This is a genomic window from Actinoplanes sp. KI2, assembly GCF_025630775.1.
In the GTDB taxonomy this organism is placed as follows: Bacteria; Actinomycetota; Actinomycetes; order Mycobacteriales; family Micromonosporaceae; genus Actinoplanes.
On the sequence record NZ_JAOSZE010000014.1, the window covers coordinates 79,367 to 102,222 of the forward strand.

The 22,856-nt window shown below is 69.8% G+C and carries 22 protein-coding genes, 1 other RNA gene and 1 pseudogene; 6 read left to right on the top strand and 18 right to left on the bottom strand.

Features of this window, described 5'->3' with window-relative positions; genetic code table 11:
- The first annotated feature begins 9 nt into the window (after positions 1–9).
- The 3 genes from ODJ79_RS16505 (at position 10) to ODJ79_RS16515 (ending at position 1,695) form a co-directional block, all read left to right on the top strand.
- Positions 10–732, top strand: coding sequence for a YceI family protein (locus ODJ79_RS16505; protein WP_263024343.1), 723 nt, complete (start codon positions 10–12; stop codon positions 730–732).
- A gap of 340 nt (positions 733–1,072) precedes the next feature.
- Positions 1,073–1,324: a type II toxin-antitoxin system Phd/YefM family antitoxin gene (locus ODJ79_RS16510; RefSeq protein WP_263024344.1), complete on the top strand. Its 252-nt coding sequence runs from the start codon at positions 1,073–1,075 to the stop codon at positions 1,322–1,324.
- Positions 1,321–1,695 carry a type II toxin-antitoxin system VapC family toxin gene (locus ODJ79_RS16515; protein WP_263024345.1) on the top strand — a complete coding sequence of 125 codons (375 nt, stop codon included), beginning with the start codon at positions 1,321–1,323 and terminating at the stop codon, positions 1,693–1,695. The genes ODJ79_RS16510 and ODJ79_RS16515 overlap by 4 nt, the downstream gene beginning before the upstream one ends.
- Positions 1,696–1,861: 166 nt before the next feature.
- On the opposite strand, the gene ssrA is transcribed toward ODJ79_RS16515, so the two are convergent.
- From ssrA to ODJ79_RS16555, 8 genes are all read right to left on the bottom strand, one after another.
- Positions 1,862–2,237: a transfer-messenger RNA gene (ssrA, locus tag ODJ79_RS16520) on the bottom strand.
- A 23-nt stretch (positions 2,238–2,260) separates the two neighbouring features.
- Positions 2,261–2,932, bottom strand: a complete 672-nt coding sequence (locus ODJ79_RS16525) for a cellulose-binding domain-containing protein (RefSeq protein ID WP_263024346.1) — start codon at positions 2,930–2,932, stop codon at positions 2,261–2,263.
- A gap of 48 nt (positions 2,933–2,980) precedes the next feature.
- A complete protein-coding gene (gene smpB / locus ODJ79_RS16530) occupies positions 2,981–3,457 on the bottom strand; it encodes an SsrA-binding protein SmpB (RefSeq protein ID WP_263024347.1) in 477 nt (158 codons plus the stop codon).
- Between the two features lie 43 nt (positions 3,458–3,500).
- The gene (locus ODJ79_RS16535; RefSeq protein ID WP_263024348.1) at positions 3,501–4,532 is read right to left on the bottom strand and encodes a M23 family metallopeptidase; all 1,032 of its coding nucleotides are present in this window, start codon (positions 4,530–4,532) and stop codon (positions 3,501–3,503) included.
- Positions 4,533–4,873: 341 nt separating this feature from the next.
- Entirely contained in the window at positions 4,874–5,749 is an 876-nt protein-coding gene (gene ftsX, locus ODJ79_RS16540) for a permease-like cell division protein FtsX (RefSeq protein WP_263024446.1), read from the bottom strand.
- Between the two features lie 78 nt (positions 5,750–5,827).
- A complete protein-coding gene (gene ftsE / locus ODJ79_RS16545) occupies positions 5,828–6,508 on the bottom strand; it encodes a cell division ATP-binding protein FtsE (RefSeq protein WP_030434973.1) in 681 nt (226 codons plus the stop codon).
- Between the two features lie 143 nt (positions 6,509–6,651).
- On the bottom strand, positions 6,652–7,764 hold the full coding sequence (gene prfB, locus ODJ79_RS16550) for a peptide chain release factor 2 (RefSeq protein WP_263024349.1): 1,113 nt from the start codon (positions 7,762–7,764) through the stop codon (positions 6,652–6,654).
- A gap of 57 nt (positions 7,765–7,821) precedes the next feature.
- Positions 7,822–8,337, bottom strand: coding sequence for a PadR family transcriptional regulator (locus tag ODJ79_RS16555; protein WP_263024350.1), 516 nt, complete (start codon positions 8,335–8,337; stop codon positions 7,822–7,824).
- A gap of 360 nt (positions 8,338–8,697) precedes the next feature.
- On the opposite strand from ODJ79_RS16555, the gene ODJ79_RS16560 reads away from it, so the two are divergent.
- The gene (locus ODJ79_RS16560) at positions 8,698–9,780 is read left to right on the top strand and encodes a hypothetical protein (RefSeq protein WP_263024351.1); all 1,083 of its coding nucleotides are present in this window, start codon (positions 8,698–8,700) and stop codon (positions 9,778–9,780) included.
- Between the two features lies 1 nt (position 9,781).
- Here the strand turns inward: ODJ79_RS16560 and ODJ79_RS16565 are convergent, their stop codons facing one another.
- The gene (locus ODJ79_RS16565) at positions 9,782–10,291 is read right to left on the bottom strand and encodes a DUF6912 family protein (RefSeq protein ID WP_263024352.1); all 510 of its coding nucleotides are present in this window, start codon (positions 10,289–10,291) and stop codon (positions 9,782–9,784) included.
- Between the two features lie 100 nt (positions 10,292–10,391).
- Entirely contained in the window at positions 10,392–10,883 is a 492-nt protein-coding gene (locus ODJ79_RS16570; RefSeq protein WP_263024353.1) for a rhodanese-like domain-containing protein, read from the bottom strand.
- A 93-nt stretch (positions 10,884–10,976) separates the two neighbouring features.
- On the opposite strand from ODJ79_RS16570, the gene ODJ79_RS16575 reads away from it, so the two are divergent.
- The gene (locus tag ODJ79_RS16575; protein ID WP_263024354.1) at positions 10,977–11,435 is read left to right on the top strand and encodes an Lrp/AsnC family transcriptional regulator; all 459 of its coding nucleotides are present in this window, start codon (positions 10,977–10,979) and stop codon (positions 11,433–11,435) included.
- 69 nt (positions 11,436–11,504) lie between these two features.
- On the opposite strand, the gene ODJ79_RS16580 is transcribed toward ODJ79_RS16575, so the two are convergent.
- From ODJ79_RS16580 to secA, 3 genes are all read right to left on the bottom strand, one after another.
- Positions 11,505–12,197 (bottom strand): Rv3235 family protein, encoded by a 693-nt coding sequence (locus tag ODJ79_RS16580; RefSeq protein ID WP_263024355.1) that lies wholly within the window; start codon positions 12,195–12,197, stop codon positions 11,505–11,507.
- Between the two features lie 133 nt (positions 12,198–12,330).
- Complete coding sequence (locus tag ODJ79_RS16585) at positions 12,331–12,558, bottom strand: helix-turn-helix transcriptional regulator (RefSeq protein ID WP_263024356.1); 228 nt, start codon at positions 12,556–12,558, stop codon at positions 12,331–12,333.
- A gap of 129 nt (positions 12,559–12,687) precedes the next feature.
- Positions 12,688–15,597, bottom strand: a complete 2,910-nt coding sequence (secA, locus tag ODJ79_RS16590; protein WP_263024357.1) for a preprotein translocase subunit SecA — start codon at positions 15,595–15,597, stop codon at positions 12,688–12,690.
- Positions 15,598–15,772: 175 nt separating this feature from the next.
- Between secA and ODJ79_RS16595 the strand changes: the two genes are divergently transcribed.
- A complete protein-coding gene (locus ODJ79_RS16595; RefSeq protein WP_263024358.1) occupies positions 15,773–16,906 on the top strand; it encodes a GNAT family N-acetyltransferase in 1,134 nt (377 codons plus the stop codon).
- A 4-nt stretch (positions 16,907–16,910) separates the two neighbouring features.
- Here ODJ79_RS16595 and hpf read toward each other — a convergent pair whose 3' ends face one another.
- From hpf to mtrA, 5 genes and pseudogenes are all read right to left on the bottom strand, one after another.
- A complete protein-coding gene (gene hpf / locus ODJ79_RS16600; protein ID WP_263024359.1) occupies positions 16,911–17,528 on the bottom strand; it encodes a ribosome hibernation-promoting factor, HPF/YfiA family in 618 nt (205 codons plus the stop codon).
- Positions 17,529–17,760: 232 nt separating this feature from the next.
- A pseudogene (locus ODJ79_RS16605) lies at positions 17,761–18,557 on the bottom strand (ComF family protein).
- Complete coding sequence (locus ODJ79_RS16610) at positions 18,558–20,387, bottom strand: LpqB family beta-propeller domain-containing protein (protein ID WP_263024360.1); 1,830 nt, start codon at positions 20,385–20,387, stop codon at positions 18,558–18,560.
- Entirely contained in the window at positions 20,387–22,060 is a 1,674-nt protein-coding gene (gene mtrB / locus ODJ79_RS16615; RefSeq protein WP_263024361.1) for an MtrAB system histidine kinase MtrB, read from the bottom strand. The genes ODJ79_RS16610 and mtrB overlap by 1 nt, the downstream gene beginning before the upstream one ends.
- Before the next feature lie 53 nt (positions 22,061–22,113).
- Positions 22,114–22,803 carry an MtrAB system response regulator MtrA gene (gene mtrA / locus ODJ79_RS16620; RefSeq protein ID WP_263024362.1) on the bottom strand — a complete coding sequence of 230 codons (690 nt, stop codon included), beginning with the start codon at positions 22,801–22,803 and terminating at the stop codon, positions 22,114–22,116.
- Positions 22,804–22,856 lie beyond the last annotated feature (53 nt).

The following is a 22,856-nucleotide window of genomic DNA, read 5'->3' on the forward strand; positions in this document are numbered from 1 at the left end:
AACAAGACAATGACCGCTGGCACCACACCACAGTCTCCCGCCCACGCCCCCATACAGCCCCGACGCAGACGCCGCTGGCTGCGTTGGACGATCATCGGCGTCGCCGGGTCGGCCGTTCTCCTCTCAGCACTCGTCGCCGCAGCCATCAAGCTTCAACCGACACCCGCGCCGCTGACGCTGCCGGCGACAGCGAGCACACCGGCCGGCCCGCTGGACGGCACGTACCGTGCTGTGGCCGGATCGACCGCCGGCTTTCGGATCCAGCAGAGGATCGTAGGACTCACCAGCGACGTGGTGGGCCGCACCAAGGACGTCACCGGCACGGTCACGATCGCGGACGGCCAGGCCACCACCGCGCGCTTGCGGGTCGGCTTGCTTGCCCTTACCTCGGGCGACGCCAAGCCCGCCCCACAGTTCGGCATTAGCCTCGACACCCAGCGATACCCGGACGCGGCCATCAGCCTGACCCAGTCGGTGACCCTCGACCCGGCATTCAGCTCCGGGACCACGGTCACCGCCAATGCCTCCGGGGCGCTCACCCTGCACGGCATCGCCCGCCCCGTCACCGTGGCGGTTTCGCTGCGACGAGACGGCACGAACATCGACGTAGCAGGATCATTCCCGGTCGCCTTCACCGACTACAGCATCGCCCGGCCCAAGGGATACGGGGCATTCGGCTCGCTCTCCGACCACGGGGTGGCGGAATTCCTGCTGATCCTCCAACGCCCGTGACGGCCAACCACCCCGATCGGCGAAGACGGCCCATGGAGCACGCGAGGGCCGCCCACGCAACCACCGCACCAAGCGCACCACCGCACCAAGCGCCACCACTGCACCGCGGGGCTTCCGGGGCTCGGCCCCGGAGCCGGAATACCGGAACGGCCCCCGGCTCGCGCCTTCCGCGAGCAGGGGCCGCCAAACCGTGGAGATGCTCTCGGCTTACTTGAACTTGGGCGACGGAACTGACGATGCTGCCCAGGCGCCCCTTCCGGCTTCGAGGAGCCACTGCGTTCTCAGGAGCTCTAGCCGCGCAACCGAACACCGGACTAGCCTCTTAGCTAAGGAGGTCGCCATGTCCGAGGCAGCCGCGCAGTTCAACATCCACGACGCGAAGACGAACCTCTCGCGGATCATCGACCGCGTCGAGCACGGTGAAGAGATCATCATCAGCCGAGCCGGCACCCCGGTCGCGAAGGTGATCCCGCTGAACCACAGGGTCGATCGAGTTGGTCGGGGCTCCCTCGCCGGCCAACTCGTGATAGCCGGTGACTGGGACTCCCCAGAGGTCAATGAATCGATCGCACGGGACTTCGGCCTCGCATGAGCCTGCTTCTCGACACGCACGTAGTGCTCTGGTGGCTTACGGACGACCCCACGCTCGCCGCCGAAATCAAGGAGCGGCTCGACCATGAACCGGACGTCTACGTCAGCCCGGCAACGATTTGGGAAGTGGCTATCAAGCAATCCATCGGCAAGCTCGACAAACCGGCCGATCTTCCCGAGCGCATCCGCGACAGTGGCTTCCGTCATCTGAACATCACCGCCGAGCACGGCATTGTCGCCGGACGGCTTCCCCTCATTCACCGAGACCCGTTCGATCGGATGCTGGTAGCCCAAGCTCAGGTAGAGCACTTGACGCTGGTCACCCGTGACGCCGAGATCCCGAAGTACGACGTCGAGACGCTTGCCGTCTGACACCACGCGCGGAAACCATCCATGACCCCGAGCGCAACCACCACACCGCAGACGGCCGCGCCAAGCGTAACCACCGCACCGCGGGGTGTCCGGGGGCTCGGCCCCCGGAGCAGACATACCGGAACGGCCCCCGGTTCGCGCTTTCCGCGAACAGGGGGCCGCAATGCCGTGGAGGTGCCGGGAATCGAACCCGGGTCCTTCGTTGCTTCGTCAGGGCTTCTCCGAGCGCAGCTCACTATGCCTCTACTCGCCCCTGCCGATCACGTGAGCAAGTCGGTATGGCGGGGCCAGTCGCTGATTAATCTCGCCGCGCGGTCCCCGCGACCGGGGCCGGTTGGCCAACCTCCTAGCTGATGCCGGAAATCTGGGACGGAGGTGCTCCCAGCCCGACAGACTTGCTACTCGCCTCAGGCGGCGAGAGCGAAGTCAGCGCGATTGTTATCGGCGCTTATTGGTTTCCGACGACCGATTCTCGAGACGACGTCGGCTTCCTCGGCTCGCTTCCCCTGTCTCCACGTACGAAGTCGAAACCAGTCACCCCCTGGATCAGAACAACCTACGAATCTTAGCTCACTCGGCAGCTGCCGCCCACGACGGCACAGCCGGACGGGCGGGCGTTGCCGCGGCCGGTCTTGCTCACCTGGTAGCCGAAGCCGGCCGAGGCGCCGGGGGCGAGCGGGCCGCCGGTGAAGACGACGTTGTCGCCGCTCTGCTTGCCGGTCGCGTTCCATGTGCTGACCAGGTGCAGGTTGTTCAGGTCGGCGTGGCTGACGGTCACGGACCACGAGCCGGCGGCGTCGCCGTTGTTCCGGACCCGCACCTGCGCCACGTACCCCTGGTCCCAGCTTGCCGTGACGGTCACGGTGACCGCGAAGTCGGCGCTCGGCGGCGGGGTGGTCTTGGCGGGCGCCGGCTTCGACGGCGTCGGCGAGTGGCTGGTCGCCGTGGGCCGGGCCGAGGAGCGCGACGGGGACGCGGACGCGGAGGGCGATGCCGAGGACATCGAGGGGGACGGCGAGGAGGAAGGGGACGGCGAAAGAAACGGCGAAGTGGGCGACGGCGAGGCCGAGATCTGCGGCATCGACGGGAGCACGACCGTGGAGGGCTGGCGGGCCGCCTCGGCCGGGCCGACGGCGCGCACGGCGATCCAGACGACCAGCATGACGAGGACGGCCGCGGCGGCGCTCAGGAAGATCCGGGCCGGACCGAGCGGACGCGCGGAGTGCTTAGCGGGCAAGCGGAGCCACCCCTTCGGTGATCTAGAGCCGCCCGGCAATGTACCCGATCAAGACGCGCCTTTGTTACGTCGGCCCAGCGCACGGGTGATCTCGCGCTGGGCGTCGCGGGTCGCTAGGTCCTGCCGCTTGTCGTAGCTCTTCTTGCCGCGGGCCAGCGCGAGCTCCACCTTCGCGTACCCGTTCTCGAAGTAGACCTGCAGCGGCACCAGCGTGATGCCCTCGTCGCGAAGTTTGCCCTGGATCTTCCGGATCTCGTCGCGGTGCAGCAGCAGCTTGCGGGTGCGCCGCGGCTCGTGGTTGGTCCAGGTCCCCTGGGTGTACTCGGGGATGTGCAGGTGGTGCAGGAAGATCTCGCCGTCGGTCTCCTGGCCGAACGCGTCGGTCAGTGACGCACGCCCGGCGCGCAACGACTTCACCTCGGTGCCGGTGAGGGCCATGCCGGCCTCGTACGTGTCGAGGATGGTGTAGTCGTGGCGGGCCTTGCGGTTGGAGGCTACGACTTTGCGCCCCTGTTCGCGTGGCATGCCGGCGGCCCCCTGGAAATTGAGCGGAACGAACCCGCCCAAGCTAACAAAGGCAGTTCGGCAGATATCGCAGGGGATTCTTCGGTACGCCGTTGAAGCGCGTCTCGAAGTGCAAGTGATTGCCGGTCGACGCGCCGGTGGTGCCGACCCGGCCGATCACCTCGCCCTGGTACACGAACTCGCCGACGTGCACCAGGATCCTCGATTGATGGCCGTAGCAGGTCTCGAACGGGACCCCACTTATTCGCCCGTGGTCGATGCAGGTGTACTTGCCGTACCCGTCGCTCCAGCCGGCCCGGATCACGTGCCCGGCGGCGGCCGCGTGGATCGGCGTGCCCCGGGGTGCGGCGAAGTCGGTGCCGGCGTGCAGCTGCCAGACCCGGTAGTACGGGTCGTAGCGCTCGCCGAAGTCGCTCGACTTCCAGCCGCGTACGGGCATGAACAGTTGGCCGCCGTCGTACCGGCCGTCGCGCGACCTCGCCGCCCAGCCGCGCAGCGCGGCCCGGATCCGTCGCTCCTCGGCGACCGCCGCCCGGTAGCGGGCGAGCACGGCGGATCGCTGGGCGTTGGCCACCCGCAGCGCGGCCTGCCGGATGAGCACCAGCCGGGCGAGCGCCTGCTTGGCGCTCACCGCCGCGTTCTGGGCGCCCTTGGCCGACAGCAGTGTGGCCTGCGCCAGCGCCTCGGCGTCCTCGGCCTGTCGTTTCGCGAGGCCGGCCTGGTCCTGGGCGCTGCGCGCGGCCCGGCGGGTCCAGATCAGCCGGTCGACCTCCGCCTGCTGGGTACGCATGAGCTGGTCGACCATGCTGAGCCGGTCCATCATGTCGGCCGGCCCGGTGGCGTCGATGATCACGTTGATCCGGGTGAACGCGCTGCCCATGTAGCTGGCCTGGGCGATCTGGTCGACGCGGGCGCGGGCGTCCTCGAACTCGCTCTGCGCCCTCTGGTAGTGGCCGGCGATCTTGTGGTAGGCCTTGCGGGCGGCGTTGGCCTGCCGGCCGGCGGTGTTGGCCGCGTTGATCGCGGCGGCGAGGGCGCCCCGGGAGGTCGCGACCTTCATCTCGGCGGCGGCCATAGCGTTCGTGGCAGCTTGCAGGCGAAGTGCCGCGAGCCGCGCCTTTACGGTGGCATATTCCAGTACGGCCGATGCGCGCTCCACGGCCTTCGCGGCGCTTGCGGCGTCGCCGGGGTCGGCAAGGGCGGGCGCCGGAGCGATCGCCGTGCTCCCCAAGCACGTACATATCACCACAAGGAGCCTATGTCGGCATTTGGACCACACGGAGACCCACCGTACCCCCGATACCTGCCGAAATTGCCTAAAACGCCCAACGGCCGCATCCCTACCGGGACGCGGCCGTCAGACCGTGCTCAGCTCATGTTTCGGGCGGTCGGACCGGTGACCCGGCCCGGGGAACGTCAGACCTTGAGGTAGAACCGGAGCGTGATCCACGCGGTGACCGCGCTGACCACTCCGCCCACCCCGGCCAGCAGCGGCAGCATGAGCCACACGTTGCCGTTGTGCACCGGTGTGAGGATGGTGGCGAGCGCCTGGAGCTTGTGGTCGAGCAGCACCACCTTGGCGATGAACAGCACCACGAAGCCGATGACCGAGCCGATGACGCCGGCCACCACCGCCTCGAGCACGAACGGCGCCTGGATGAACCAGTTGGACGCGCCGACCAGTTTCATGACCGCGACTTCTCGCCGTTTGCTGTACGCCGCCACCTGGATCGTGTTACCGACCAGGAGCAGCGCCGCGACCGCCATGAACAGCGCCACCCCCAACGCGCCGAACTGGAAGCCGTTGAAGATCCCGAACACCTTGTCGAGCAGCGTGCGCTGGTCGATGACGTCCAGGATGCCCTGCTGGCCCTGGATCTGGTTGGAGAACTCCTTGTACTTCTGCGGGTCCTTGAGCTTGACCCGGAACGACTCGGGCAGGCTGTTCGGGCCCACCGACTTGACGAAGTCCGGCGAGTCGGCCCACAGCTGCTGGAAGCGGTCGAACGCCTGCTTCTGCGTCTCGTAGGTCTTGCCCGCGACCAGCGGGTTGCTCGAGATCATCTGATCGATGTTCTGCCGCTGCGCGTCGGTGACGTCGGGGCGCAGGAAGACCGACACCTCGATCTTGCCGTAGTAGTAGTTCTTCATCTGGTCGACCTGCATGTACAGCAGCACACTGGCGCCCAGCATGAAGAGGGAGATCGACATGGTGATGATCATGGCGATCGTCATCGTGACGTTCCGCCACAGGCCCACCAGGACCTCGTTCAGAACGTATTTCAAGCGCAGCATCGGGGGGTTCCTTCCGGGACTCCGCGTCCCGCGATTTCGGGGGTCGGGGATTCGGCAACGGAGCCGCGGGCGAGGTCAGCCGTAGACGCCACGGGCCTGGTCGCGGACGATGCGCCCGCTCTCGATCTCGATGACCCGACGGCGCATCTGGTTAACGATGTTGGAGTCGTGGGTGACCATCACGACCGTCGTGCCGGTCCGGTTGATCCGGTCCAGCAGTCGCATGATCTCGATCGACGTGTCCGGGTCGAGGTTTCCGGTGGGCTCGTCGGCCAGCAGGATCAGCGGACGGTTGACGAAGGCCCGGGCCACCGCGACACGCTGCTGCTCACCGCCGGAGAGCTCGTGCGGGTAGCGGTGCTCCTTGCCACCGAGACCGACCAGCTCGAGCACCTCGGGGACGACCCGGCGGGCCACCGCCTTGGTCTTGCCGATGACCTCGAGCGCGAAGGCCACGTTCTCGTACGCGGTGCGGTTGGGGAGCAGGCGGAAGTCCTGGAACACGCACCCGATCGAGCGGCGGAAGTGTGGAACCTTCCACGACCGCATGGTCGTCACGTCCTTGGCATTCACCACGACCTTGCCGCGGGTCGGTGCGACCTCGTGCAGCAGGAGCTTGATGATTGTCGACTTGCCGGAACCGGAGGGGCCAATGAAGAAGACAAACTCACCCTTCTCGATGCCCACGCTCACGTCGTCCAGCGACGGGCGAGACGCCTTGGGGTACGTCTTCGTCACGTTCTCGAGCTGAATCACGGGAAGGCAGTCTACGCGGTGTAACGGAAACGCCAACCCCGGCGGGCACGTCAATCTGCGTCGGCGGCACCGGAACAGGAGTTTCGGGGGTCGACGCCTGACCGAACGTTCAGGCGTCGTCGCCGTCCGTGGCGTATCCGAGATCAGCTTCCCGACTGCGACGTCTTGCGCCAACGGATCCCGGCCTCGATGAACTCGTCCAATTCGCCGTCGAACACCGCAGATGGGTTGCCCGTCTCCTGCTCAGTACGCAGATCCTTCACCATCTGATAAGGGTGCAGGACGTACGAGCGCATCTGGTCGCCCCAGGAGCCGGTCGTGTCGTGCTTGAGGCCGGCCAGCTTGGCCTCCTCCTCCTGCCGCTTGCGCTCGAGCAACCGGGCCTGCAGAACACGCAAAGCGGACGCCTTGTTTTGCAACTGAGACTTCTCGTTCTGGCATGTCACCACGATCCCGGTGGGGATGTGCGTGAGCCGGACAGCACTGTCAGTAGTGTTGACGCTCTGCCCACCGGGCCCGGACGAGCGATAGACATCGACCCGGATCTCGTTCTCCGGGATGTCGATGTGGTCGGTCTGCTCGACCACCGGCATCACCTCGACACCGGCGAAGCTCGTCTGGCGCCGGCCCTGATTGTCGAACGGGCTGATCCGCACCAGCCGGTGCGTGCCCGACTCGACACTGAGCGTGCCGTACGCGTAGGGCACCTTGACCGCGAAGGTGGCCGACTTGAGACCCGCCTCCTCCGCGTACGAGGTGTCGTAGACCTCGGTCGGGTAGCCGTGCCGCTCGGCCCAGCGCAGGTACATCCGCATCAGCATCTCGGCGAAGTCGGCCGCGTCCACCCCGCCGGCGCCGGCCCGGATCGCCACCACGGCCTCGCGGGCGTCGTACTCGCCGGAGAGGAGGGTGCGGACCTCCATCTCCTCGATCGCCTTGCTGAGCGCGCCGATCTCGTCGCCCACCTCGGTGATCGACCCCTCGTCGCCCTCGGCCTCGGCGAGCTCGAGCAGCACCTCGGCGTCGTCCAGCCGGGAGCGCAGGCGCTCCAGCTTGCTGATCTCGCCGGAAACGTACGACAGCCGGCTGTTGACCTCCTGCGCGCGCGCCTGATCGTCCCACAGGTCGGGGGCGGAGGCCTGTTCCTCGAGCTCGGCCTTGTCTTGGCGCAGCTTGTCGACGTCGAGGACGGTCTCGATGTTGCGCAGGGTGGCGTCCAACGCCTTCAGTTGCTCAGGAAAGTCGGCAGCTGTCACAACAGTCAAGACTACGCCGCCCGGCCGGCTCCGCGGCCGGGCGGTCCGGTCGGGTCATCAATTGGCCGGTGCGGTCTTCAGCCAGCTCAGGGCGGCCTTGTGATAGGCGACGGCAAACTCGAGGGCGGCCGACCCGTACGCGTCGCCGTTCTTCTTCGCCTCCTTCGCCTGCTCCTTGGCCATGGCGAGCGCTTCCGAGTGATACTCGCTGGCGTCGTGGTAGAGCGACTTGAGCTGTCCGCCGGCATGCTGCTCCCCGAAGGCGACCCGCAGCGCTACCGGGTTGCGCAGGGCGTCGCGGCCGGGGGCCTCGGCGAGCCACCGGCTGAAGGCACGCTTGCCGGAGGCGGTGATGGCATAGGGCTGGCTGGAACGGGGGCCGGGCTTGCCGAGCCGGACGAAACCCATGTCGGCAAGAACCGGCAGTTCGCGGTAGACCTGGCTCCGCGTCATCGACCAGTAGGGCCCGAGGCGGCGTTCGGCAGCCGCCATGAGCTGTCCGCCGGTCATCGGCCCCTCGTGAAGCAGGCCGAGCAGAGCGGCAGCCGTGGGATTGATTTGAGTGTCGGGCATGCCTTCTAAGCTGCCACTTTGTCGCGCCCACGTCCAGGATTTCGCCCGATCCGTCCAGTTTGCGTCTCCACAAACGACTGTCCGGCACAGACAGTCCGACCACGAGGGTCGAGACGGCGCGTTCAACCCCTCAGGTCGCTCCTGACCAGGTAAAATGGCGCAAGCAAACCGGTCAGACGGCGATGCCGGGCGGTAACCGGTCGAAATCGGGCGGCGGGCCGCGCACAAAAGGGCACGAGCGCGCCGTAATAGCGACAATCAACCCACCGGGGGTACGTCCTCGACGGGCGCCACCGGCGCGGACCCCTCATCCGCGCACCGGGTCGGGTCACCGCAGCCCCGCCGCGTACCCTGAGCCCCATGAGTGCCCAGGACACGACACCGGACGCCGAGCGGTCCTCGTCGAACGGTTTCCTCCTCGCGCTCGTCGCGCTGATCTGGATGGCCGCCATGCTCTGGTCGGCGCGCGCCACCATCACCGGCGGCGGCGACGCCGAGATGGAGGTCACCTCGACGGCGTACGCGCTGCCCGGCGCGGTCACCGCGTCGCTGGCCACCGGGGCCGCGGTCGCTCTCGCGGTGATCACTTGGCTCACCCGGCGACGCGAGCTCGGCTCGACCGTGCGCTTCGCCGTCGCCACCGGCACCGGCCTGGTGCTCGGCGCGCTCGGCGCGCTCGTCATCATCACGATCAACACCGAGGGCTGGATCTACGCGGTCGTCGGCGGCACCGTCGCCGCGGCGGCCACGATCGGCGGCGCGCTGGCCGGCTTCCGCCAGCCGCGGGTGCTCGCCGCGGTCTGCTGGGCGGCGATCGGGGTGTTCCTGGTCGGCTTCGTGCTCAACGTCTTCCAGGACCCGGTGCTCAAGGCGCTGGGCGCCGGCTCGACCGAGGCGACCCGCAGCTCCGCCGCGAACTGGTTCACCTTCCTCCAGTCGTTCCTGTCCGGCCTGGCCGCGGGCCTGATCGCGTACGCGGTGCTGCGGCGTTCCCGCCGTCGCGCGGCCGGCGGCGACGTGGCCTGGCCGCTGTACTCGCTGGCCGGCGCGGGCCCCGGCCTGCTGCTGGTGGTCGGCGAGGCGCTGACCCGCACGGCCGGGTCGCGGGTGCTCGATCTGGCCGGCAAGGTCAGCGAGCTGGAACAGGTGGTGCAGCGGATGCTGAGCGGCGCCCGCTTCAACAGCGCGCTGATCGTGCTGTTCGTCGGCGCGATCAGCGCCACCATCGCGGTGGGCCGCACGATCAAGCCCGCCGCCGATGCGGCCGAGCCGGAAGCGCCCGCTCCAAAGGCGAAAGTGCCCGCGAACAAGAAGCCGGAAGCGCCCGCGGATCAGAAGCCGGCAGCGCCCGCTCCGAAGAAGACGGCTCCGAAAGGGGCCGCTCCGAAGAAGACGGCTCCGAAAGGGGCGGCACCCAAGCCGGAAACCGCCCCCGCGGAGTAGCTCAGATCAGGTCGTCGAGCTCGGCGACCGCGTACCACTCCAGCTCGTGGTCCTCGGCGCCGTCGACGGTGAACTGCGCGTCCGGGTCGCCGGCCAGCGCCTCCTCGACGACCTCGGCCGCGTCGGCCACCTGCTCCGCCGCGTCGGCGCCGTCCACGTGGATCGACGCCACCTCGGTGAGCGACACCGGCTGCGGCAGCACCACCGCGCTCGAGCCCAGCTCGACGTCCTCGCGCACCAGTGACCCGGCCGGCACGTCGGCCGAGACCACGACCCGCCGGCGTGGCGCCGCCGGATCGTGCCGGAGCAGCTGCAGGGCGGCCTGCGCGGCGCGGGTGAACGCCACGTATTCCAGCTCCTCCTCGTCGCCCTCGGCGTACCACTCGCGCAGCGCCGGCGTGACCGCGTGGGCGGTCATCCCGCCGGCGCCCAGCTTCCCGGAGGCGCGCAGGGCCGCGAGCAACGGCACGGTGGCCGGCACGTAGACCCGGACCAGCTCGGTGATCGGCACGTCTCCTCCTGCGTATGGACCGTCCCCGTAGTACACCGTCACCGCGGCGCTCGGAAGGCCCATTCCACCAGTCGTGTCCCGATCGTGCCGCGCCGGGGTTTCAGCAGCCGCAGGCCGGTCCCCCGAGCGCCGCGACGGGCGCGGTCAGTGGGTCGGCGGCGGCCTCGACGTCGCCGTCCCGGGCACGCAGCGGGAAGCCCTCGCGCACCCAGTACTCGACGCCACCGATCATCTCCTTCACCGAGTACCCGGCCAGCGCCAGCGCCAGCGCCGCCCGGGTGGCGCCGTTGCAGCCCGGCCCCCAGCAGTAGGTGACCACCGGCACGCCCGGGTCGAGCAGACCGGCGGCCCGGCCCTCGATCTCGGCGGTCGGCAGGTGCACGGCGCCCGGGATGTGCCCCTGGTCCCAGGCCGCCCGGCTCCGCGAGTCGATCAGCACGAACCCCGGCGTCGCCGCCAGCAGGCCGGCGCGGACGTCCGAGACGTCGGTCTGGAAGTCAAGCCGGGCCGCGAAGAAGGCGGCCGCCCGGTTCGGCTCGTTCGGCGTCTCGGGACCCACGTTCTTGCTGCTCAGAGCTGATGTGATCGCCATGCCGGAAACGCTACGGTCCGCGCGCCGTGCAGAACATGCCCATTCGACGGCAGCGGGGATGGATCACCGAGGAAAGCCCGGTACATTGCCGCCATGACCGTCGACTCCGCCCTCGACCGTACGGATTGGCGGCTCCTCGCCGAGCTGCAACGCGACGGCCGCGCCACCTACGCCGAGCTGGCCCGTGCCGTCGCCATGTCCGCGAGCGCGGTCGCCGAGCGCATCCGCCGCCTCGAGGAGGCCGGAGTGATCGCCGGCTATCAGGCCACCGTCAACCCGGAGCGGGTCGGGCTCACCGTGATGGCCTTCGTCCGGGTGCGCTACCCGACCGGGAACTATCGACCGTTCCACGCCATGCTCGACTCCACCCCGGAGATCGTCGAGGCGCACCACGTCACCGGCGAGGACTGCTTCATCCTCAAGGTGCTGGCCCGCTCGATGCGCCACCTCGAGGAGGTGACCGGCCGCATCGCCGGCCTCGGCCCGGTCACCACGAGCGTCGTCTACTCCAGCCCGCTGGCCACCCGCTCGATCGCCGACCCGACGCCCTAGGGCAGCCCTAGGGGCCCGAGACGCCCGCCGCCTCTGCTGCACGGCGGACGCCTCGGGGGTATGCGCCGGCTAGATCAGTCGGAGGGTCGTCGCCGCCCAGGCCTCGCGATGCAGCTCCATGCGCAGCGCCATGGCCCACGTGCGCTCCCCCGTGACCAGCGCGACGGCCGCCTCCACCGCGCCCGGCCGTGGCTCGCACAGCCGCAGCTGGATGACGGCCACCGGCGGGGGACGCCGGGGCGGGCGCCGGCCGCGCGGCGCCGCGGCCCGGCGCAGGGCGGTCACCCGGCCCGCGCCGGCGAGCGCCTGGGCGACCACCCCGGCCGCGTGCGCCGGCACCGAGAGATGGCGCAGCTGGGCCGGCGGCCGATGCCCGTTGAGCACCTCCACGCACATGCGCACGAAGTGGTGCACCGCCAGCCGGGCATCGTGCGAGGCCCCGGCGACCGCGGCCGACCGAGCGGCGGCATCCCCGCCGGCGGACGACGGGACAGTGGGCCGCCAAGACCGGGACGGCGGGACGTCCGCCGGCGAAGACCCGGACGACGGGACCACCGGCGGCGAAGGCCCGAGCGACGGGGTGGGCGGTGGCGCCGCCGACTCGGCGAGGGCGGTGGGTGACCAGTCGAGGGCGAGCTGATGGGCGGAGACCCAGACGGCCGGGTCGAGCTCGTCGTCGAAGGGAGGCTCGCACCGCGGCGCCGGGCGAAGACTGATCGAGGGCCGCGAGCCCCCGGGAGCGACCCCGACCGTCCGCCTCATCCCGAACCCCCGCCCGCCAATCGCTGCGTTTGCCTTCGTTTGCCTTCGACAGCGATTCTTCCGAACGGCTTCACGGAGCGTCCAGCGGCTACCCAAGACCACCACCGATGCGAGAAGAGGCGCAAACCGGGCGCTACGGGGTCTCCTTGTCGGTCAGCGGGTTGGCGAGCACCCACTTCGCGGTCTCCGCGTACTTCTGCTGGATGTACTCCTCCAGCTTGGCCCGCTCCACCCGCCACTGACCGCGGCCGCCCACCTTGATCGCGGGCAGCTCGCCGCTGCGCACCATGTGGTAGACCTGGGAGTCGGTCACGTTCAGCTCGGCCGCCACGTCCGACAGCAGCAGAAACCTGGGTTCCACGCCGAGCACCTCCGATCCGACCGGCTCAGTTTGCCACCGTTTGCGTTCGGTTGCCTCCCCCGGCGTACGGGAAAACCCGCGCAACCAAAAACGGCCCGCCGGAGGTCGGCGGGCCGTTCTCGGTGTGGGTCAGACCGCTCCGGGAGCGCCGTGGCAGCGCTTGTACTTCTTGCCCGAGCCGCAGTAGCAGGGCGCGTTGCGCGACGGGCCGCCCTCGGACTGCCCGGCGTTCCGGTTGCCGCGGCCGGTCGCCTGGGTGTGCGCCGGCGAGGCCGGCACCGGCGAGCCGCCGGGACCGATGCCCAGGGCGGGCGCCTGCGGCTGCTGGATGACCGGCGAGCCGCCACCCGCCTCGCCGTCGATCGCCGGGGCCGTGTACTGGAGGTTCTGCGGGCGACGACCGCCGCCCAGACCCTTGGCACGCACCTCGACCCGGTCCGACTCGGTGAGGTTGTCGTCCTCGGCCACCGCGCCGACCGCGGAGAGCGGCACCGCCTGGCTCGGGTCGACGGTGACCGTCGGCGCCTCCTCGACCTGGACCTCCAGGTTGAAGACGAAGCCGACCGCCTCCTCCTTGATGCCCTCCATCATCTGGTTGAACATGTCGAAGCCCTCGCGCTGGTACTCGATCACCGGGTCGCGCTGGGCGTACGCCCGCAGGTTGATGCCCTCCTGCAGGTAGTCCATCTCGTACAGGTGCTCGCGCCACTTGCGGTCGATCACCGCGAGCAGCACCTGCCGCTCGAGCTCGCGCAGCGCCTCGGCGCCCAGCTCCTCCTCGCGAGCGGTGTACGCGGCGGCCACGTCGTCCTTCATCTGCTGGATGAGGAACTCCTGGTCGAGCGCGTTGCGCTCGCCACCGGACTCCTCGACGACGTCGTCGATCGTGACGCCGACCGGGTAGAGGCGGCGCAGGTTGGTCCAGAGCTGGTCGAGATCCCAGTCCTCGGCGTAGCCGTTCGCGGTCGCGGCCTGCACGTAGTCGCCGATCACGTCGTCGATCATGTTGCGGATCTGGTCGTGCATGTCCTCGCCGTCGAGCACCCGCTTGCGCTCGGCGTAGATGACCTGGCGCTGCTTGTTGAGCACCTCGTCGTACTTGAGGACGTTCTTGCGGATCTCGGCGTTCTGGCCCTCGATCTGGGTCTGCGCGCCGCGGATCTGCCGGGTCACCATCTTGGACTCGATCGGCACGTCCTCCGGGATGTTGAAGCGGTCCATGACCGCCTCGACCGCACCGGCCCGGAAGCGCTTCATCAGATCGTCCTGCAAGGACAGATAGAACCGGGACTCGCCCGGGTCGCCCTGCCGGCCGGAGCGGCCGCGGAGCTGGTTGTCGATGCGGCGGGAGTCGTGCCGCTCGGTGCCCAGGACGTAGAGGCCGCCGGCCGAGGTGACCTCCTCGGCCTCCGCGTCGCAGGCCTCCTTCCATCCGGGAAGGACCTCCTCGAGCGCCTTCGCGTACTCGTCGGGGCTCTCCACCGGGTCGAGGCCGCGCTGGTGCAGCTCGGCCGACGCGAGGAACTCGGGGTTGCCGCCGAGCAGGATGTCGGTACCGCGACCGGCCATGTTGGTGGCCACGGTGACCCCGCCCTTGCGGCCGGCCTGCGCGATGATCGTGGCTTCCTGGGCGTGGAACTTGGCGTTCAGCACGCTGTGCGGGATGCCGCGGCGGCGCAGCAGTTGCGAGAGGATCTCGGAGTTTTCCACCGAGACCGTGCCGACCAGGACCGGCTGGCCGGTGGCGTGCCGCTCGGCGATGTCCTCGACGACGGCGTTGAACTTCGCCTTCTCGGTCTTGTAGATGACGTCCGGGTGGTCGATCCGGATCATCGGCCGGTGGGTCGGGATGGTCACGACGCCGACCTTGTAGACCTTGTTGAACTCGCCGGCCTCGGTCTGGGCCGTACCGGTCATGCCGCCGAGCTTCTCGTACAGCCGGAAGTAGTTCTGCAGGGTGATGGTCGCCAGGGTCTGGTTCTCCTGCTTGACCTCGACACCCTCCTTCGCCTCGATGGCCTGGTGCATGCCCTCGTTGTAGCGGCGACCGTGCAGGATGCGGCCGGTGAACTCGTCGACGATGAGGACCTCGCCGCCCTCGTTGACGATGTAGTCCTTGTCCCGCCGGTACAGCTCCTTCGCCTTGATGGCGTTGTTCAGGTAGCCGACCAGCGGGGTGTTCACCGACTCGTACAGGTTGTCGATGCCGAGGCGGTCCTCGACCCGGGCGACGCCGCGCTCGGTCACCGCGATGGTGCGCTTGGCCTCGTCGACCTCGTAGTCGCCCTCGCCGTCCTTGCCCTTCTGCAGGCGGCTGACGATCCCGGCGAACTCCGCGTACCACCGGGCCGAGTGCTCGGCCGGGCCGGAGATGATCAGCGGGGTACGCGCCTCGTCGATGAGGATCGAGTCGACCTCGTCGACAATCGCGAAGTTGTGGCCCCGCTGGACCAGCTCGTCCCTCGACCACGCCATGTTGTCGCGCAGGTAGTCGAAGCCGAACTCGTTGTTCGTCCCGTACGTGATGTCGCACTGGTAGGCCGCGCGGTGCTCGGCGGCGGGCCGGTTGGGCAGGATCACGCCCACGGTCAGGCCGAGGAAGACGTGCACCCGGCCGACCCACTCGGCGTCCCGCTGGGCGAGGTAGTCGTTCACCGTGATGATGTGCACGCCCTGGCCGCTCAACGCGTTGAGGTAGGCCGGGAACACGCCGGTCAGGGTCTTGCCCTCACCGGTCTTCATCTCCGGGATGTTGCCGAAGTGCAGGGCGGCACCGCCCATCAGCTGGACGTCGTACGCCCGCTGGCCGAGCACCCGCTTGGCGCCCTCGCGGGCCACCGCGAACGCCTCGGGGAGCAGCGAGTCGAGCGACTCACCGTCCGCGTAGCGTTCCTGGAACTGCTGGGTGCACTCTCGCAACTCGTCGTCGGTGAGGTCGACATAGTCTTCCTCGATCGAGTTGACCGCATCAGCGATCGCCTTGAGCCGGCGCAGCATGCGACCTTCACCGGCGCGTAGGACTTTTTCTAATATCGACACGGGTCAGCGCTCCCCTAGACAGTCTGCCGAACCATCGTAGGCACCCTCCCGCGGAACCTGTGACCCGAGCCTCCGGTTAACCGAACAAAAGGCCCGAAAGGCGGCATCGCGTTCGCTCATGGCGCAGCGATTCCGGCAGGATTAACCCCAGTAGGCATCATCACCGGGAGGATTCTTGAGCCCCGCGGAGATCAGCGGTACCGGGGTGCGCCTGCGGGCGTATCGCCCGGACGACGCCGAGGCGGTCGCTGCCGGCTACGACGACCCGCTCAGCCACCGCTTCCTGCCCACGCTGCCGTCGCCGTTCACGGTCGCGCACGCCGAGCGGTTCCTCAGCGAGGGGGTCATGGCGATCCTCGCGGAGGGCGGCGTGGTCTACGCGATCGCCGACCCGGAGACCGACGACCTGCTCGGCGGGATCGGCTTCGACAAGGTGGTGGCCGGCCGCGGCCAGGCCGAGATCGGCTACTGGGTCGGCCCGTGGGCGCGCGGGCGCGGGGTGGCCACCGCCGCGGTCCGCGCGCTGAGCCGGCACGCGCTCGGCTCCGGCCTGCAACGGCTCGAACTGCTCACGCACTGGGACAATCCGCTGAGCATGCGGGTCGCGCTGGCGTCCGGCTACCGCCGCGAGGGGGTACGCCGCGCGGCGCTCCCGAAGGCCGGCGGCGGCCGGGACGACCTGCTGGTCTTCGCCCGGGTCGCGGCCGACGACGGCGCCCCGGTCGCGCGCGCCCTGCCCGACCTGCCCGGCGGCGAGCTCACCGACGGCGTGGTCCGACTGCGCCCGCTCGGCCCGGCCGACGTCGACTTCCTCGCCGGGCTGCGCGGCCAGCCCGACGTCTGGCAGACCAGCGTGCCCGCGGTACCGCCGACCGACGAGGACGTGCGGCGGCGGTGCACCCGCGCGGAGGCGCACTGGCTCGACGGCAGCCGGGCCGACCTGGTCATCGCCGACGCCGCGACCGGTGAACCGGCCGGCGAGATCGGCCTGTTCTACCAGGAGCCGGCCACCAACCAGGGCATGATCGGCTACAGCATGCTGCCGGCGTTCCGCGGGCGCGGTTTCGCGACGCGGGCCGCCCAGCTGCTGGCGCTGTGGGCGTTCGCCGAGACCGACATCGCCCGCCTCATCGCGGGCGCGCTGCCGACGAACGTGGGCTCGCAGCGGGTGCTGGAGAAGGCGGGATTCCACCGGGAGGCGTACCAGAAGTCTCGCTTGCCCGGCCCGGACGGCACCCGCCAGGACGACGTCCAGTTCGTGCTCCTCGCCGAGGACCTTCTCGCCGAAGGCCCTCGGCTGGACGGCTAGAAGGTCAAGCGGTCCCTTCCAGCGAGAGGATTCCGTAGTCGTAGCCGCGCCGCCGGTAGACGACGCTGGGCCGGCCGCTCTCCTTGTCGAGGAAGAGGTAGAAGTCGTGGCCGACGAGCTCCATCTGGAAGAGGGCGTCGTCGACGGTCATCGGGTCGGCGGAGTGCTCTTTTTCTCGCACGATGCGCCACGGCTGGTCACCGTCGTGTTCGGCCAGGGCGGTGGCGACCGATGACTCCTCGGCCGGCTGGGTGAGGCTGAGGTCGGTGGGCAGGCCGGCGGTCGCGGCCGCCACCGAGACGGGCGCGTGCCGCCCGCGGTGGACCCGGCGTCGGTCGGCCGAGCGGCGCAACCGGGCGTCGAGCTTGGTGATGGCGAAGTCCAGGGCAGCGTAGAAGTCCTTGGCGCAGGCCTCGGCACGAACCACCGGGCCTCTCGTCTTGACGGTTATCTCGACTCGCTGACACGTGTCGGACTGGCGTGGATTGCGTTCGTGGAACAGCTCCACGTCGGCCCGGATCAGTTTCTGGTCGTAACGCTCGACCTTGCTCAGCTTGTCGGCGACGTGCTCCCGGTAGTGCTCGGGAACCTCCACGTTGCGGCCCTTGACGACAATGTCCACTCGTGACCTCCCCCAACGTTTTGAACTTCGGCCACCCCCGCCGCCCCTGACGGGACTGAAGGTGCGCCGAAACTGCGACGCGGTGTGCTGCGGTTGGTTACGGCGACGCCGGTGCCATGTGCACCATGCGTGACCGATCGCGAATGAGACGACTCCTTTCCGGTGGCGGTAGCTCTCTCCACGCTCCCCGGTGGGCGAGTAAGCAATGACGCTTACCCTCGTCACCAAGACGCTAACGTGCCGATGCTCCCGCGTCACCCCTCGTTTCGGATAGCTGATCGGCGACCTTCCGCCTTTTAGGTATCCGGGGGCGAAAATCATGCGAAACCACCCGGCGCAGGCGCGTGGCGGCGACTACCGCAGCCCCCGCGACCTGCATGTCCGCCTCCTCGAGACGACGGACGACCGCGGTCAGCGTCGACCCGGTCGTGACGATGTCATCCACTACCACCAGCGTGCCTTCGATCGGCGTCGCGTGTCGGGAAAACCCGATTCGCCGGGAGCGAATTCGCAGGGAACTCTCAGCCGCCGCGCGGCGCTGGGCTACGGTCAGTGACGCGGAGTCAGGCCGCGGCAACGCCTCGAGAGGACGGCTCAGCCGAGCATCCCAACCCGCGGCGCACAGCCGGCGCACCGCCTGCGCGGCCAGCCGGGCCATGTGGTCGCCGTATCGCTCCCGGGCCGCCGCCGCGGTCGAGGGCACCGGGACGAGCGTGACCGGCCGGCCGGCGCGAGGGCCGAGACCGCCGTGGCAAGCAGCGTGCCCAGCGGCGGGCCGAGCCGGTGCCGGCCGCGTTCCTTGTACGCGAGCAGAACGCCCCGCAAAGGGCCCTCATAAGCCCCCACGGCGACGCACGACGGGAAGCCGGAGGGCGGTGGGGTCGGCGCCGTCCGGAACGGCCGCAGCGCCTCCAGGGCGAACGCGCAGGGTCCGCACACGCCCGACCGCAGCGGCACCCGCTCGACCCCGCACCCGGCGCAGGCGGCCGGCAGCACGAGATCGGCTAGATCGCCGAGCAGGCCGAGCATTCAGAACAGGTAGAACGGCGCGGTCGGCGGGGCCTGGCCCTTCGGCGGGTTCGCCGGGGCGCCGACCAGGTCGCTCGCGGTGATCGCGACGGGTGCGCTGGACACCTGCCAGGCAAAGCCGGCCGTCTCGTACGACTCGGTGTCGGCGTTCTCGCGGTGACTGGTCGGGTTGGCCGGGTACGCCGTGAGGTAGGTGACCGCCTCGCCCCCGGCGTCCTGGACCCGGGTGCGCGACAGCGCGCCGTCGACAGACACGTCCGCCACCTGGTAGTGCTGACCGTCCGCGCCGACGCCGGCCACGGCCAGGTAGGTTTCGCTGCTCCAGGCGACGGCCGTCACCTGGCGGAAGTCCGGCGGGAACAACCGCTCGGGGGTGCTCAGGGCGACCGAGCCGCCCCCCGTGTCGAGGGTCGCGCGGTAGAGCATGCCGCCGGCCACGATCGCCACCCGGTACCCGTCGGGCGCCACCGACACGGCGGTGATCGGGCCGGGCTGGCCCTGCCAGCTGACCGGCCCGCCCAACGAGCCGTCCGGGGCGAAGCTGTAGAGCTTGCCGTTCGCGGTGATCAGGCCGGTCGCGCCCTGCGGGTCGTCGCTGACGGAGGTCACCGCCCAGACGGGCCGGCCGAGCGGGACGGGGAGGCCGCGGACATCATGGAGCGTGGCCTGCGTTCCGCTCGCCGCCGAGCCGACCCGCAGTTTGCTGTTCTTGCCCGAGGTCACCACCGCCACGAACGTGCGCGAGGCGGGGCTGCTCATCGCGGCCGCGATGATGCCCTTGTTGTCGTCCGCCCGCAGTGCCGGGATCGGGTCGCCGGCCTGTGGCGAGGTCACCATCCGGTGGATCGCCCCGTTGTAGATCGCGAACTTCTGCGGCGTGGGGACCAGCTGGTCGGCCGGGTTGCTGTCGAGGTAGTCCGCACCGGAGTACCGGGTCGTGTCCTGGCCCTTGATCTTCAACTCGAGCGTGCTCGGCCCGGGGGTGGACAGCAACGACCACTGCAACTGCCGGCGCAAATGGTCGAGGGACTTCGCGTCGCCGGCCAGCGCCGGCGGACCGCTCAGTGTGACGGTGAGGGTGTCGTTGGTGACGATCGGCACGTTCTCCGGCACGTCGGACTTGTCCGGCAGGCCGTGCGCGACGTCGGGGGTCAGCCATCCCGCCGGGCCGCCGACCAGCCAATTCAGGATGGTGGTGGGCTGCTGCGCGCTGTTCACGCTCCGGGGCATGTAGCGCAGGTCGGGGATCAGCTCGGTGTTCTCGGTGTTCCAGAAGTAGATCGTGTGGCGCTGGTAGAACTGGTCCAGCGCGGTGTCGCTGAGCAGCAGCACCCTGTTCAACTGCGGCGGCAGCTGGGAGATGAAGAAGCCCTGCCCGGCCACCTGTTCGATCCCGAACTTGTACAGAGTTTTGTCGCCCGAGTCGGCGGACCGCTCCAGCGAGCCGTTCTTCAGCGTGCCGATCGTTTGCGCGTTGAACGTGACCACGCCGCCGTTCTGGAGGTTGAGCGGATCGCCCGTGAGCCGGATCACCCGGACCTCGGTAGGGCCGGCCTCGAAGCTCGCCCTGGCTCCGGGTGTGAGGAAGGCCTTGACCCGGTCCGCCGCGGTCTCCGGATCCCCCGCAGCGGCCTCGAGGAAGTACTGCAGCAACTGCTTCGAGTCGCCCGCGGACTCGCGGGTGTTCGGCGCCGCTTGGGTCGGGTCCTGGCCGGCCCCGACACCGCCGGACGGCCCGCCGCCGACGACGACCACCCTCGTCTCGTCGGGGATGCCGCAGCCGCCCAGCAGCAGCGCGGCCAGTGCGGCGACAGCCAGCAGGCGACGCATCACACCACCTCGGCGGTCTCGTCGGCGGCGGCCGGCGCGACGGCTTCCGCCTCGATGGCCGGGACCCGGTCGCGGGGGATCAGCGGCAGCGGCGCGCTCAGCAGCCGGTCGCCGGCCCGCACCGGCAGGGTGAGCCGGAACTGGGCGCCCTCGCCCGGCGCGCCCCATGCCTCCAGCCAGCCGCCGTGCAGCCGGGCGTCCTCGGCGCTGATCGACAGGCCGAGGCCGGTGCCGCCGGTCTGCCGGGCGCGGGACGGGTCGGCCCGCCAGAACCGGTTGAAGACCAGGCGCTCCTCCCCCGTCTTGAGACCGATACCGTGGTCGCGCACGGTGATCGCGACGGCGACGTCGTCACTCGCCAGGGTGATCTGCACCGGCCGGCCCTCGCCGTGCTCGACCGCGTTGCCGACCAGGTTGCGCAGCACCCGCTCGACCCGGCGCGGGTCGACCTCGGCGATCACCGGGGTCTCGGGCAGCCGCAGCTCGATCGGCACCCCGGCCCGCTCGGCGAGGCCGGCCAGCCGGTCGGCGACCCGCTCCACGATCGGGACCAGGTCGGTGTGCTCGGCGTCGAGCGCGGCGAAGCCGGCGTCGAAGCGGCTGATCTCGAGCAGGTCGGTGAGCAGGCTCTCGAACCGGTCCAGCTCGGCCTGCAGCAGCTCCGCGCTGCGCGCGACGGCCGGCTCGAACTCGTCGCGCTCCGAGAAGATCAGGTCGGCGGCCATCCGCACCGTGGTGAGCGGTGTGCGCAGCTCGTGCGACACGTCCGAGGTGAAGCGCCGCTGGAGGCGGGACATCTCCTCGAGGCGGACGATCTGCCGCTGGAGGTTGGCCGCCATCTGGTTGAACGAGGCGGCGAGCAGCGCCAGGTCGTCCTCGCCGTCGACCCTCATCCGCTGGTCGAGCAGGCCGGCCGAGAGCCGCTGGGCGGTGCGGGCCGCGTCTCGCACCGGCAGCACCACCAGGCGGGTGACCAGGCCGGCCACCACGCCGAGGAGGATCACCAGGGCCAGGCCGGTGACCAGCACCGTGGTGCGGATCTGGTTGGCGGCGCTGTCCTCGGTCGTCAGCGGCACGAGGTAGTAGAGCTCGACATGGCCGAAGCTGGTCGGCACCGGCGACCCGTACACCAAATATTTGATCTTCTTGCCGTCGTCGAAGGTGGCGGTGCGAACCTGCTGGGCAATCTTCGAATCCTTCGAAACCGCCCTGATCAGGTCCTTCGTGATCAGCTCGTCGGTATTCTTCTTCGTCGAGGTGACCGGCCTGAGGTTGGGGAACTGGTCGGCGCGCATCACGACGATCGAGCCGCCGGACTCGGCCGGGTCGTCGTCGGCGAGCGCGGTCACCGCCTGGCTCATGGCACTCGGCAGCGTCGAGTCCTTCGCAATGAAATACACGCTGAGCTGGGATTCCGCCCACTTCGTCTTGCTCTGCAGCGAGGACTGCACCTCGTCCTGCGCGCGGTTGAGCAGGATGCGGGCGCTGTTCTGTGCGACGAAGAAGCCGAACGCGCCGACCAGCACGCTGGACGCAGCCAGGGTGAGCGCCACGATGCGCAGCTGCAGTGACCGACGCCACTGCCGGCGGGCCGGCGCCGACCAGTGCTCGAACCGGCGCCCGAGCACGCGGTAGTACCGCCGGAGCACCCGCAGGGCGCGGCGGAGGGGCATCGGGAGCCAGCTTGGAGCACGCATCTCGCGGCAAGGTTAGCCGCTCGGAGCGATCAGGCGGTGCCCGCCTTGTAGCCGACCCCGCGCACCGTGAGGATGATCTCGGGGCGTTCCGGGTCCGGTTCGATCTTCGCCCGGAGCCGCTGCACGTGGACGTTCACCAGCCGGGTGTCGGCCGCGTGCCGGTAACCCCAGACCTGCTCGAGCAGCACCTCGCGGGTGAACACCTGGCGCGGCTTGCGGGCCAGGGCGACCAGCAGGTCGAACTCCAGCGGGGTGAGCTTGACCTCCTCGTCGTCGCGGCTCACCGTGTGCGCCGGGACGTCGATGGTGATCTGGTTGCCGGGCGGGCCGATGGTGAGCATCTCCGGCGCGGCGTCCTCGCCGCGGCGCAGCCGGGCACGCATCCGCGCGACCAGCTCCTTGGGCTTGAACGGCTTCACCACGTAGTCGTCGGCGCCGGACTCCAGGCCCAGCACCACGTCCACGGTGTCGCTCTTGGCGGTGAGCATCACGATCGGGATGCCCGACTCGGCGCGGATCGCGCGCGCCACGTCGATGCCGCTCATCCCGGGCAGCATCAGGTCGAGCAGCACGATGTCCGGCCGGTTTTCCCGGAAAGCGGCCAGGGCGCGCTCGCCGTCGGCGACGAACGAGGGCAGGAAGCCCTCGCTCCGCAAAACGATGCCGAGCATCTCGGCCAACGCTGGATCGTCATCGACGACGAGTACCCGGGCTCTCATGCGGTCCAATATTGCACTGTCCTCCCGAACCACGTGTACCCCGGTACCGATCT